This is a genomic window from Nonomuraea sp. NPDC049129 (genome assembly GCF_040648495.1).
Taxonomy (GTDB): domain Bacteria; phylum Actinomycetota; class Actinomycetes; order Streptosporangiales; family Streptosporangiaceae; genus Nonomuraea.
This window is the reverse complement of sequence record NZ_JBEZDU010000013.1, coordinates 26868-39154: the sequence shown is the minus strand read 5'-3', so window position 1 is coordinate 39154 and position 12287 is coordinate 26868. Positions and strand designations below refer to the sequence as shown.

General features: G+C 70.9%; 12 protein-coding genes and 3 tRNA genes. 3 read left to right on the top strand and 12 right to left on the bottom strand.

What is annotated here, in order from left to right; all coding sequences use genetic code 11:
- Nucleotides 1-230: 230 nt before the first annotated feature.
- The gene (locus AB0B64_RS34985) at nucleotides 231-845 is read left to right on the top strand and encodes an alpha-ketoglutarate-dependent dioxygenase AlkB (protein ID WP_358182723.1); all 615 of its coding nucleotides are present in this window, start codon (nucleotides 231-233) and stop codon (nucleotides 843-845) included.
- Between the two features lie 21 nt (nucleotides 846-866).
- Here the strand turns inward: AB0B64_RS34985 and AB0B64_RS34980 are convergent, their stop codons facing one another.
- The 8 genes from AB0B64_RS34980 to AB0B64_RS34945 all read right to left on the bottom strand — a co-directional run bounded on the left by AB0B64_RS34980 (nucleotide 867) and on the right by AB0B64_RS34945 (nucleotide 6321).
- Nucleotides 867-1379, bottom strand: coding sequence for a GNAT family protein (locus AB0B64_RS34980; protein ID WP_357951542.1), 513 nt, complete (start codon nucleotides 1377-1379; stop codon nucleotides 867-869).
- A gap of 94 nt (nucleotides 1380-1473) precedes the next feature.
- A complete protein-coding gene (locus AB0B64_RS34975) occupies nucleotides 1474-3036 on the bottom strand; it encodes a phospholipase D family protein (RefSeq protein ID WP_358182720.1) in 1563 nt (520 codons plus the stop codon).
- A gap of 10 nt (nucleotides 3037-3046) precedes the next feature.
- Nucleotides 3047-4393 (bottom strand): amidase, encoded by a 1347-nt coding sequence (locus AB0B64_RS34970; RefSeq protein WP_358182717.1) that lies wholly within the window; start codon nucleotides 4391-4393, stop codon nucleotides 3047-3049.
- A gap of 161 nt (nucleotides 4394-4554) precedes the next feature.
- Nucleotides 4555-4631: transfer RNA gene (locus tag AB0B64_RS34965), tRNA-His, on the bottom strand.
- Between the two features lie 2 nt (nucleotides 4632-4633).
- Nucleotides 4634-4706, bottom strand: a tRNA-Arg gene (locus AB0B64_RS34960).
- A gap of 4 nt (nucleotides 4707-4710) precedes the next feature.
- Nucleotides 4711-4783 (bottom strand) — tRNA-Met (locus AB0B64_RS34955).
- Nucleotides 4784-5115: 332 nt separating this feature from the next.
- Entirely contained in the window at nucleotides 5116-6033 is a 918-nt protein-coding gene (locus AB0B64_RS34950) for a cation diffusion facilitator family transporter (protein WP_357951548.1), read from the bottom strand.
- Between the two features lie 93 nt (nucleotides 6034-6126).
- The gene (locus tag AB0B64_RS34945) at nucleotides 6127-6321 is read right to left on the bottom strand and encodes a hypothetical protein (RefSeq protein WP_357951550.1); all 195 of its coding nucleotides are present in this window, start codon (nucleotides 6319-6321) and stop codon (nucleotides 6127-6129) included.
- Between the two features lie 23 nt (nucleotides 6322-6344).
- On the opposite strand from AB0B64_RS34945, the gene AB0B64_RS34940 reads away from it, so the two are divergent.
- On the top strand, nucleotides 6345-6503 hold the full coding sequence (locus tag AB0B64_RS34940) for a hypothetical protein (RefSeq protein WP_357951552.1): 159 nt from the start codon (nucleotides 6345-6347) through the stop codon (nucleotides 6501-6503).
- Between the two features lie 21 nt (nucleotides 6504-6524).
- Here AB0B64_RS34940 and AB0B64_RS34935 read toward each other — a convergent pair whose 3' ends face one another.
- The 4 genes from AB0B64_RS34935 to AB0B64_RS34920 are packed head-to-tail and all read right to left on the bottom strand — an operon-like array spanning nucleotide 6525 to nucleotide 10608.
- A complete protein-coding gene (locus tag AB0B64_RS34935) occupies nucleotides 6525-7499 on the bottom strand; it encodes a hypothetical protein (RefSeq protein WP_357951553.1) in 975 nt (324 codons plus the stop codon).
- Nucleotides 7496-8737 carry an MFS transporter gene (locus AB0B64_RS34930; RefSeq protein ID WP_357951554.1) on the bottom strand — a complete coding sequence of 414 codons (1242 nt, stop codon included), beginning with the start codon at nucleotides 8735-8737 and terminating at the stop codon, nucleotides 7496-7498. The genes AB0B64_RS34935 and AB0B64_RS34930 overlap by 4 nt, the downstream gene beginning before the upstream one ends.
- Before the next feature lie 30 nt (nucleotides 8738-8767).
- Complete coding sequence (locus AB0B64_RS34925) at nucleotides 8768-9571, bottom strand: methyltransferase domain-containing protein (protein WP_357951555.1); 804 nt, start codon at nucleotides 9569-9571, stop codon at nucleotides 8768-8770.
- A complete protein-coding gene (locus AB0B64_RS34920; protein ID WP_357951556.1) occupies nucleotides 9568-10608 on the bottom strand; it encodes a methyltransferase in 1041 nt (346 codons plus the stop codon). Before AB0B64_RS34920 ends, AB0B64_RS34925 begins: the two co-directional genes overlap by 4 nt.
- A gap of 145 nt (nucleotides 10609-10753) precedes the next feature.
- Between AB0B64_RS34920 and AB0B64_RS34915 the strand changes: the two genes are divergently transcribed.
- Entirely contained in the window at nucleotides 10754-12259 is a 1506-nt protein-coding gene (locus tag AB0B64_RS34915) for an oligopeptide:H+ symporter (protein WP_358182714.1), read from the top strand.
- Nucleotides 12260-12287: the final 28 nt, after the last annotated feature.

Here is a 12287-nt window from a genome sequence, read left to right as displayed (position 1 = left end):
GCAAACGGCACAAACGGGCAGTGAGGTAACAGGCGTGACGGGCGGGGATACCCGATACTGGACCCGTGGGGATCGGCGGCCTGCGTGGCCGCCCCGGTCTGTACGGGCTGCGTGCCGTACAGACCGGGCGGGTGGGACGACGAGCCGCGCGCCCGGCCGTGATGGCCGGGCGCAGCCGGTCTGCGGACCTAATCGAATGAATGTTTGAACGATCGCCTACACTTGATGCCATGACGGCTGTTTTCCAAGCTTCTCTGCTGGGAGCCGACGAGCTCGTCGGCTCGGCGATCCGCCGGACGCGTCTGGAGCGCGGGGCGTGGATCGACTTCGGGCCCGGCTGGCTGGCGGAGGCCGACGCGCTGTTCTCCCGGCTGTGCGAGGTGGTGCCGTGGCGGGCCGAACGGCGCCGGATGTACGACAAAGTAGTCGACGTGCCGCGGCTGCTCGCCTTCTACGACGAGGACGAGCCGCTGCCCGACCCGGCGCTCGACGACGCCCTGCGCGCGCTCAACGAGCGCTACGCCGAGGAGCTCGGGGAGCCGTTCCGCACGGCCGGGCTCTGCTTCTACCGCGACGGGCGCGACAGCGTGGCCTGGCACGGCGACACTCTGGGCAGGGGCGGCACCGAGGACACCATGGTCGCGATCATCTCGGTCGGCGCCCCGCGCCCGCTGCTGCTGCGCCCCCGGGGCGGCGGCGCCTCGATCCGTCACGACCTGGGGCACGGCGACCTCATCGTGATGGGCGGCAGTTGCCAGCGCACGTGGGAGCACGCGATCCCCAAGACCACCCGTCCCACCGGGCCGCGCATCAGCATCCAGTTCCGGCCGCGCGGCGTGCGCTGAGAGCAGGGATGGCGCCAGGCACTACTTCTCCGGCCGCAGCACCGAATACAACAGCTGGTCGTGCCAGCTTCCGCCGCGCCACTGGGCCCGGCGGATCACGCCTTCTCGTTCAAATCCGGCATTGGCCAGCGCGCCCTGCTCTGCGAGGTTGGTGACGTCGGTAATGGCCTCGATCCGCTCTGCCCGGGTGTGGTCGAACAGGTACGTCACCAGCTCGCGGTGCGCCCGGCTGCCCACACCCTTGCCGCGGTGGCGCGGGAAGATCACGATGGACAGCGACCAGCACCAGGAGGTGTGCCGCGGACCCCAGATCCGCTGGAACCAGTGCATCCACCCGGCCACCTCGCCACGGGCGTCAATGGTGAAATAGCCGCCCTCGGCGCTCAGCAGCCCGGTCGCCGCGAACTCCTCGCGCATCGCGTGCAGGGTGCGATGGCCGAACCACTGCAGCTCGCCGGTCCCCTTCGGGCTGCCCAGATTCTCCTCGAACACATCCAGGTCCGCCGCACGGACCGGGCGCAGGCTCACGTTCACTCGGGTTCCCTTCCTCAGCTGCACAGAGCCGTACAGGATAGGGCAGCGCGCCGCCGAGTGATCACGGAGGGTGGCCTTAGGACAGCAGCGAGCGCTAGAAAGTCCTGGATCTCCGCAGTGCGGGAGGCCGCCCGTCGGGATCGATCGCCAGGCGGTAGAGCGGCGTGGCGAGCAGCCCGCGCACCCGGGGCAGCTCGGGATAGGAATGCGGCCGCAGCCGCCCCGGCGGTCGCGGCCCCTTACGGCCGCCGGCGTGCCAGGCTTCGAGCCGCGCCGCCGCGTCGGCGAAGGCGTCGAACGCGGCCGCGGGATCGCACAGCTCGTCGCGAGCCGCATCGTCCTCGGGCAGGTCCAGGTGCTCGCCCATCAGCGCCAGGCGCAGCTCGCGGGCGAACCGCCGGGCGCCGGGCGGCTCGCGCGGATCCTCCTGCTCATCGAGTACGGCACAGCTCAGCTCTGAGTCGTAGCTCCAGGAGCGCAGGTTGACGTTGTCGGACCCGACCGAGGCCCACACGTCGTCGACCACGCAGACCTTGGCGTGCACGTAGACGGGGGTGCCCTCATGGTTCTCCAGGTCGTACAGGGCGACCCGGTCGCCGCCCGCCCGCAGCAGCCGGTTCAGCGCGTGGACCCGGCCGATCAGGCTCGCGGGCCCGGCCAGCCAGCCGTCCTGGTCGGGGTGGCGGGGCACCACGATGACCATCCGCAGATCGGGCTCGCGCTCCAGCGCCTCGGCGAACGGCTCGATCACGTCCGTGGACCACAGATACTGATCTTCCAGGTAGACCAGCGAACGGGCCCGCCCGAGCACCTTCTGGTAGGCGTGCGCCACGCTCCGCTCGCCCTCCGGCGCGAACGGGTAACTGCTACGCCTGGCGGGATAGGTGCGCAGGAGCTGTACGGTGTGCGTGCCCGCAGGAGGCGGCGGCGGCCCCGGCTCGGGCAGCGGAGGAACGTCGTCCATCCTGGCGAAATGGTCGCGCAGCCGCCTGATCGGATCCCTGGTCTCCGGCGCGGGATCCTCCCACCGCTCGCAGAACACCTTCTCCACCTCCGCCACCGCGGGGCCGTGGATGGCGACCTGGACGTCGTGCCACGGGGGCCGCCGGCCGTACTCGCCGGGCATCGGGCACGCCTGCGGATCGCCGAGGTGGTCGGCGTCGTCCCGGCGGCTGTGACACAGGTCGATGCCGCCGAGGAAGGCCACGTCGGCGACCGGATCGCCGTCATGACGCAGGATGACGAACTTCTGGTGGTGCGAGCCGCCCGGCTTGGTCCGCGTGTCGAGGACGGCCTGCCCGCCCGCGGCCTCGATCGCCTCGCCCAGGTGCCGGTTCTCGGCCGAGCTGAAGCGTAACCGGTCCAGGTGCGAACGCCAGATGAGCCCTCTGACCAGCGCGCCTTTGTGCGCGGCGGCGGCCATCGCGTCGCCCACGGAGGGCCCGTTCTCGGCGAGCCGCTCGTCGGGATCGCCGCGCCAGTCGGCGAACAGGAGTAAGTCGTCCTCGCGCAGCGCCTCGACGCAGGTCTTCAGCTCGGCGAAGTAGGTCGCGCCGTGGATCAGCGGGCGTACGTCGTTACCCGTCGACCAGGCGTCGAGCTTGGTCGCCGGATTGCCTCTTTCCTGGTCCGTGAGGAACCAGTCCTGGATCCGCATTCGCAGTCGGCTACCCGGGCGGCGGGCCTCCATGCGTGGCCCCGGCGGTTTCGAACAGCAGATGCTCCCCACCGGGACGGCAGACGAGCTGCAACCCGACCGGCAGGCCGCGCACCGTTCCGGCCGGGACACTCAGCGCCGGAAAACCGACCACGTTCCACATGCTCGTCAGGGCGAGCAGCGCGGCTCGCACGGCGACGGACCCGCCGTCCAGCTCGGTCGTCCGCTGACCGAGAAACGGCGCGGTGAGCGGTACGGTTGGCAGCGCGAGCACGTCATGCCGCTCGAACAGCGCGCCGACGCTCTCGGCGAGCCGTGGGCGGGCCCGCATGGCCCGTACGTACCGCCAGCCCGGCATCTCGGCGGCGCCGCGCAGGCGTTCGAGCAGCTCGGGGTCGAACAGCTCGGGCGCCTCGGCCAGCCGGTCGGCGTGTACGGCCGCCGCCTCGCTGCTCTGAATGGCGGTGAAGGTCTCGCGCAGCTCGTCCACCTCCTTGAATGGGAACGCGAGCTCCTCCAGCGGTCCGGTGCCCGCCTCCACAGCCCGGCGTACCGTACGGGCCACCTGCGGGTCGCAGGCGAACACGCCGGCGGGATCAAGCCAGGCGACCCGCGCCGGCCAGCCGTCCCCCTTCTGGACACCGGCGGGGACGAGGGACCGGTAGGCGATCAGGCAGTCCCGCTCGTGGCCCGCGAGAAGCCCGACGGTGTCGAAGGTCTGCGCCAAGGGGAAGACACCGTCGACCGGGATCACCCCGTACGCCGGCTTGAAACCGGCGACCCCGCACAGTGCCGCCGGAATGCGGACCGAACCACCGGTGTCGGTGCCGAGGGCCACCGGCACCATGCCCGCCGCCACGGCGACCGCGCTGCCGCCGCTGGAGCCGCCCGACATGCGCGCGGGTTCCCACGGATTGCGCGACGGGCCGGCGGCGGAACGATCGCCCGTGGGGCCGTACGCGAACTCGTGGGTGTTCGTCTTGCCGATGACGACGGCACCGGCCTGGCGCAGGCGGGTCACGCAGGCGGCGTCGGCGACCGCGACGTGACCGGCGAAGTGCCGCGAGCCCATGGTCGCGGGCAGCCCGGCGACCATGATGAGGTCCTTCACACCGACCGGCACGCCATGCAGCGGCCCCCGGTCGACGCCCCCGGCCAGCTCCTCGTCCGCGCGCCGCGCCGCGGCCCGCGCCCCGGCGGCGTCCACGGTGATGAACGCGTTGAGCAGCGGGTCGAGCTCGGCGATGGCGTCGAGCGCCAGCTGGGCGAGCGCCGTCGAGGTGGTCCGGCCGTCGCGCAGGTCGCGTGCGAGGCCGTCGATCGTACGTCCGGTGAAGGGGCCAGAGGGTGTCGGCATAGGGCTTAACCGTAGAGGCCGGCCGGTCGCCGCGAGGACCTCCTCGCCGACCCGCGCGAGCACATCACGGTGGCCCGCGCCGAGCCGGACCCCCGACCCAGGCCGGGATCCGCACGATCCTCGACCGGCCCGGTTTCCACACCCTCTCGATGACACCGACGTGGGGCGGCCGACGGGACTTGAACCCGCTTTCACCAAGATCACAACTTGGTCCCTCGTTCGCTTCGGGATCGGCCGCAGTGCCTTCGGCCGGATTCGAACCGGCGTCCTCCTGCTCCGCAAGCAGGCGCGCTCTCCACTGCGCCACGAAGGCCCGGTAGCGGGTGCGGGGATCGAACCCGCCTGCAGCGGTTTATGAAACCGCCGGGCACACCAGCACCCTCACCCGCCATCGGGAACTAAAAAACCGCCCAGACCGTGTGGTCCTGGGCGGCGGCTCGCTGACTGTGACGTCAGTGACGAAGACCCCAGGGCATACGGCCATGGCGGACCATATGACCGTGGCGCATCGCGTCGCTGCTGAGGTTCTTCATGTCGAGAAGCATGCCGGACGGATCATCGCCGGGCAACGCATTTATTCACTGAGCCGGTGCGTCGGCCCACGCCGGCAACGGCTCGCAGGCGCAGCGGCCGCTCGCTGGACCTCAGACGCGCAGCAAGCGCAGGCAGAGCCGCTTGAGTTCACGGCACGTTGACCCGCCTTCACGGAGCATCGACCTGCTTCACGGCACCCTCTCCGGCGGGGTCGGCTGCAGGTACACCGCCGACGCGATCGAGACCTGCTCCCTGATCCGCCGCTCCGTCTCCGCCAGCGCCTGCGCGGCCCCGTCCACGTCGCCCGACGAGTGCATCGTCACCCGGGCGGCGATCAGCAGGTCCTCCGGCCCCAGGTGCAGGGTCCGTACCTGGGCGAACGCCTGGATGGACGGGTCGCCGTCCAAAACCTTCTCGATGGCGTCCTGAACGGCGGGTGTGGCCGCCTCGCCGATGATCATGCTCTTGGTCTCCCTGGCCAGCGTCACCGCCACCGCGACCAGCAGCAGCCCGATGGCGATCGAGCCGAGACCGTCGAAGGCGGAGTTCCCGGTGAGCACCGTCAGCCCGACGCCGACGAGCGCGAACACCAGCCCGGCCAGCGCCGCCGTGTCCTCCAGCAGCACCACCGGCAGCTCGGGCGCCTTCGCGTCGCGGATGAACCCGGCCCACGACCGGCCGTCACGCACCCGGTTGGAGTTGCGTACGGCGGTCCGCAGCGAGAGCGCCTCCATGACGATCGCCACCACCAGAACCCCGACCGCCCACGGCCAGCTCTCCAGCGGATGCGGGTGGGTGATCTTCTCGTACCCCTCGTACAGGGCGAACAGCCCGCCCCCGAAGAACAGCACGAGCGACACCAGGAAGCCGTAGAAGTAGCGCTCGCGCCCGTAGCCGAAGGGGTGGTCGGCGCTCGGCTCCCGCTTGGCCCGCCGCCGGCCGAGCATGAGCAGGCCCTGGTTACCCGTGTCGGCGATGGAATGGATGCCCTCGGCGAGCATCGCCGAGGAGCCGGTGAAGAAGAAGGCCACGAACTTGGTGGCCGCGACTCCCACGTTGGCGGCCAGCGCCGCGAGAGTCGCCTGATGTGATCCGTCGCCGCTCATGCGGCCCCCTCTACCCAGGTGGCGGCAATCTTGACATTCCGCGGTCCACGACCCTGCGGCTGCTGGCGGACAATCTGCACGAAACCTCGACGATCACCCGCAGGATTTGTCCACAATCCGTTCGTACCCCAGCGCTTCCAGATCGGCGAGAGCGGCGACGGCGCCGCGCTGGTCGGCAAAGCGGACAAAGCCGGGGATGACACCGCTCTGATCGGCGAAGCGGACAAAGCCGAGGACGACACATATAGCGCGGCAGTCCGCCTCTTCGTCGCGGAAGAGCAGAACCACGCCCGCCTGCTAGCTCACCCGCCGTGCTGACGGGCTGCTGGTGGGGCCTGATGCTCGGCACGGTGACCGTGGTCGCCGTCGATCACGGTCTGGCGCTGCGCTGCCTGGGCCTGACTCGGACGCGTTTCGTCCGCGACGTGCTCACCTTGTTCGCGCGAGCCGTCTCGGCGTCCGTACGGTGAGCGCGGTCGATCCGGCCCATCTCAGGCGGGGGAAGGGGAGTCCGCCTCCGCGGCCAGGAGCTTGGGGGTTCCTGAGCCGTCGGCGGCCGCCGACCACACATCGGCGTGGCCCCAGGGACGGATGATCGCGTAGGCGAGCGTCTGGCGGTCCAGCCACATCGCCTGATCGTCCACACTGCGAGTCTCGGCCAGGTGGGTCACCCGTTGGGTGGACAGGTCCAGGACGGACAGCCGCCAGCCGTGTGCCGGATCGCCACCGACGGCCTCCTTGAAGGCGAGGCGAGTACCGTCGGGGGACAGTGAGGGGCATTCGACGTTGTCCCGCAGGATTCTCACCGTGCGGACGGCGAGGTCTCCCGCCACCAGATAGCGGTGGCCGCCGGTGGACATGGTGGCGTAGAAGTGGTCATCGTCGGCATCGAAGGTGATGCCCCAGAAGTTGCGGTCAGGCGCCGTGGTGAGCCCGTCGCCCCCGGTGACGGCGAAGTCCTCCAGCGTGACCGTCAGCTCGCCCGTACGGGTGTCGAAGATCCCGGCACGCGTGGAGAACGTGCTGCTGTCGTAGGAGTCGCCCGTGACGAAGACCGTCCAGGCGACCATCCGGCCATCGGCCGAGACCCTGGCCCTGTTGGGCAATCCGGCCAGGGAGAAGACCTTCGTCTGGTGCGGCCGCGCGTCCAGGACGGCGACCTGGTAGGTGCCGAGTGCGCCCTCGGGCCGCAGGCACACGGTGGTGCCGCCGGAGGCGTAGACCCGGCTGCACGTGAGCGAGGTGGGCGCGGCGGAGTGGTCGGCGAGCGAGACTCTCATGACCCGGTTCCTCGATCCCGGGGCCGTGCTGCGCACGAGAATGCCGCGACCGGTGGCCGCCTCGGTCGTCGCGACCGGCGGGATGGGTGTGCTGCGCGCGACCGCGTGCCGTATGTAGAAGACGGTGACGGCGGTGAGTATCAGCGTGACCACGGCGGCGATGGTGACGCGGGCGGAGGCGGTCACCGGGCCGCCGTACGCCTGGACAGGGCCGTACGCCTGGACAGGAGGACTGCGGTGGCGAGCGTCGCGACGACGGCGCCCGCGGCGGCTCCCCGGGTCGCCGTTGCGGCTCCCCACAGCTGCCAGGTGAGCCCGAACAGGACCGAGGAGAGCAGGTATGCCAGGGCCTGCCCGGTCTGGACGAGGGCGAGCCCCGTGGTGCGCAGGTGTTCGGGCAGCATCGGACCCGCCAGCGCGATCAGGACGCCGTCGGTGGCCGCGTAGAACACGCCGTACAACCCGAGTGCCGCCACCAGCAGCGGCCATTCGCCCAACGGGCTGAACAGCAACAGGTAGACGGCCGCCAGCGCGCAGTAGCCGCCGAGCACCACGGGCAGTCGCCCGACCCGGTCGGCCAGCGCGCCCAGCGGCGCGGCCAGCAGCAGGTAGGCCAGGTTGGTCCCGACGGCCAGCAGCGGGAACCAGCCGACTGCCAGCGACTCCCGCTGCTGCAACAGCAGGTAGACGAAACCGTCGCCGACGGTGGTCAGCCCCAGCAGGCAAGCCGCCGCGGCGATCCGCCGCACGCCGGGGGTGCCGAGCAGCTCTCGCAACGGCGCGCGCGGGGCGGGGGCGGCGGTGGGCGCATGGTCGCGTACGAACAGCATGAGCACCATGACCGCCACCGCCGCGACGCAGAAGCTGGCGACGAACACCGCGTCGAAGGCCTGCCCAGAGACGGCGAGTACGGCAAGCGCCGCGATCGGGCCGAGGAAGGCGCCGAAGCTGTCCATCGCGCGGTGCAGGCCGAAGGCTCTGCCCAGTGCCTCGGGGGCGGCGGACAGCGTGATCAGCGCATCGCGTGGCGCGGTACGCAGCCCTTTGCCCGTTCTGTCGACGGCCACCACCAGGCCGATCATGCCTGCGGAGCCCGCGGCCAGGAGACCGAGCTTGGCGACGGCTGACAGGGCGTACCCCACCTGCGCGACGACCTTGGGCCTGCGCGTCCGGTCGGCGACATACCCGCCGGCCAGCCTGAGCACGGCGGTGGCCCCCGTGTACAGGCCGTCGACCAGGCCGTAGGCGGCCGGGCCCAGGTGCAGCCCGATGACGAGGTAGAGCGGCAGGACCGCGGTGACCATCTCGGCGGAGACGTCCGTGATCATGCTGACGGCGCCGAGCGCGACGACGTTGGCGCCGACGGCGGCCCATGGCCGTTTCCCGGTGGGAGCGGTGCTCCTTCCGATGGTTGACAGGTACACGGTGCGTGCTCTTCCTCCGTCCGGCGGGGATCAGGGCTTATGTACCAGCGTCGCCACATAGGACGGGCCGCCCGAGGGGAGGATCTCCTCGACGCGCCAGGCCGTTCCCTCTGCCAGCTCGCCGAGCTCGGCCGGGGAGCAGTACAGGTAGTCGAACCACGAGGTGGTCATGGTCTTGTGCCGGACCCGCATCCGGGTCTGCCCGGGCAGGCGGCCGCGGCGCCGGTTCAGCTCGCCGTAGGCCACCTGGGTCGGGTCGAGCTCGCTCAGCAGGTCGGGATCCATGCTGTCGGCGATGATCCGGGCTCCCGGCGTGGCCATCGCGGCGAGGGCGCCGAGGAAGGCCGGGGCGCTCGCCCGCCCCTGGAGCAGGCCCACGTTCGCGCCGAGCAGGAGAAAGGTGTCATATCGCCCGCCGTCGGCCGCGCGGTTCACGGCATGATCGGCGACGGTGGCGTGCACCACCGACCGTAGACCACGGCGCCGGCAGACCTTGAGGGCACCTGGGGAGGTGTCGAGGCCGGTCACCTCCTCCCCTTGCTCCTGGAGCGCCAAGGCGTGCCGGCCCGCGCCACATCCGACGTCGAGCACGCGGCCGCGTGCCCGCTCCATCCCGGTCACGATGTGCTCGGGCCACAGCGCCGGCGGCTGGAACCAGTGGGCCGCCGGGGTGACCAGGAGGTTCCCGTCCTCGCGCTCCACGATGTCGTAGGTCCAGCGCGCCTCGGGAGGGGCCGGCAGCTCGTAGAAGGCGGCCTGCAGCATCTCGCCGAACGCGTCACCGATCCGGAGCTCCGTCTCGAGCAGGAGCGACTCCTCCAGCACCGAGCTCACCTGTCCTTCAGCGCGACCACGCAGGTGTCGTGCTCGCCGAGAGTGAAGGTGGAGATGGACTGGAAGCCCGCGTCGCGCAGCCAGGTGCGGCATTCGGTCAGGGTGTACTCCGAGCCGCCGGGCGACAGCAGCTGCATGTTCAAGCTGATGATCTCGTTCCAGGGGTCGCCGCCGTGCCCCTGCCCGGTGAGCTGGTCGTAGATGAGGAGCGCCCCGCCGGGCTGGAGGGCGCCGAAAGCCTTCCTGATCAACTGGGCGCGTTCGGCGGGCGACCAGTCGTGCAGGACGTGTCCGATGATCAGGACGTCGCTCTGGGGCAGCGCGTCCTTGAAGAAGTCGCCGCTGACGAACCGTGCCCGGTCCCTGAGGCCGAGCGCCTCCATGTGCGTGCCGAAGGCCGACTCGATTCCCCGCAGGTCGAAGACATATCCGCTGAGGTGTTCGTGGGCGTTGAGAATGTGGGCGAGCAGGTTTCCGCGAGCGCCGCCGATGTCGACGACCGTGGTGTAATTCGCCCAGTCGAACTTGGCGGCCAGCTCGGGACCCAGCGGCCCGCTGACCGCGTCCATCATGCGCAGGAAGCGATCCAGGTGGTCGGGGTCGCCCATCATCCGCTCGAAGGCCGCGGCCTGGTCCTCTCGACCGGCGACCTGCGGCTCGCCGGTCCTCAACAGGCCGGTGAGGTTCTCCCAGGCGGGATACATCATGTGGTTGGCCCGCTCGAGGAACCCGCCGCCGTAGGAGGGCGAGGTGCGGTCGAGGAAGCGGGCCGCCGCCGGAGTGCTGGCGTAGTGGTCGTCTTTCACGTCGAGCAGGCCCAGGGCGGCCAGCGTGGACAGAAAGTCGGGTACGGCGCGAGGGTGCAGACCGAGGCGCTCGCACAGCTCCGCCTCCGTGGCCGGTCCGGCGCTCAGTTCGGTGAACAAGCCCAGCTCGATCGCGCTGAGAACGGCCTTGGCGCCGCAGAACGCGGTGCCCAGCCGGTTGATGTCGGCCAGCGTCGTGATTTCGCGCCTGGGTACGGCCGTTTCCGTCACGTCGGGTCCTCTCTCGATGTGTCCTGCCAGGACGCTGGCAGGCCGATCTCGAGATCCGCTCGAGCATGGCTTCGCTCGACCGGGCACCGCCCGGGGTCCAGCGAGGTTCGAGCCGGGCACGAGGGCAGGCCCGCAAGGTCCTGCCATGACCATCGGTTTTCCGCGCGCCCGGCCCGCCGAGGAGACGACGCTGGGCGCCTACGGGCGCCTCGGCTGGTTCAGGACCCTGTTCCTGACCGACGTCTGGGAGCGATTCAGCTTCTTCGGCATGCAGGCGATCCTGGTTCTGTATGCCACCGAGCCGGTCGCGCGGGGCGGCCTCGGACTGCCGGGTACCGTCGCCACCGCGTTGTACGGCTCCTACATCGGGCTGATCTTCGTGCTGGCGGTACCGGGAGGCTGGCTGGGCGACCGGGTACTCGGCGAGTGGCGCGCGACCTTGATCGGCGGCGCCGTCATCGCGCTGGGCCACTTCACCATGGCGCTTCCCTTCCAAGCGAGCGCCTACGCGGGTCTGGCGCTGATCGCGGCGGGCACCGGGCTGCTCAAGCCCAACCTGCTGGCGTTGCTCGGCCGCTTCTACGGCGGGGGGCGTGCGGCGGCACGTGAGGCGGCGATCTCGGTGTTCTATGTCGGCATCCAGATCAGCGCGCTGCTGGCACCGCTGATCACCGGTTTTCTCGGCGAGACGCTGAGCTGGCATCTGGGCTTCTCGGCGGCGGGAGTCGGCATGACCTTCGGGGTGCTGCAGTTCGCGCTGGGCGCCGGGCACTTCGCGGGCAAAGGGCGGGCGCCGGGGCATCCGCTGGACGCGGGTCAGCGGCGGCGCGCGCTGCGACTGCTGGCCGGCGCGGTGGCCGTGGTCGCGGTCCTCCTCGCCGCCGACCTGCTCAGCGGCGGGTTCGGCATCATGCACGTCGTGGCGGCTCTGGGTGTGGTCACGCTGGTGACGCCGCTGGCCTATTTCGCCGCGCTGCGCCGCCGCCCCGAGCTGGACGCGGCCGCGCGGGCGCGGTTGTCGGCCTACCGCTGGCTGCTGCTGGCCTCGGCGCTGTTCTGGCTCTTCGTCATCCAGGGCGGCTCCACGCTCAGCCTGTTCGCCAGAAACTCCACGGACCGGGTCATGTTCGGTCAGCTCGTGCCCGCCAGCTGGTTCCAGTCGGTCACCCCGTTGTTCATTCTGGTGCTCGCGCCGTTGTCGGCGCGGGTCTGGCTGTCGGCGGGCAGCCGGCTCGGGGCACCGGTGAAGTTCGCGGCGGGACTGGCCTTCGCCGCGTCGGGGCTGCTGCTGATGAGCCTGGCCTCCTGGCTGGCCGAGGGCGGCGAGCCGGTTTCCCCGCTCTGGCTGCTGGCCGCCTTCCTGCTGCTGGCCTGTGGCGAGGTGGCCATCGCGCCCATCGGGCTGAGCACGTCGGTCGACGTGGTGCCGGCGGCGCTCACCGGCCGCGTCATCGGCCTGTACTGGACCTTCTCCGCGCTGGGCGGCGGCCTGGGCAGCCTGGTGGTGCGCCTGTCGGACGTCGTTCCCCGGTGGGCGTACTTCCTCATCCTGGGCTTGTCGGGCCTGGGCGCGATGCTCGCCTTCATCCTGGCGCGCGTGCCGCTGACGCGGCGGCTGCGGACGGCGGAAACCACAGCGCTATTCGAGTGACTTTCGAACCGCTCAGAACACCATGAAC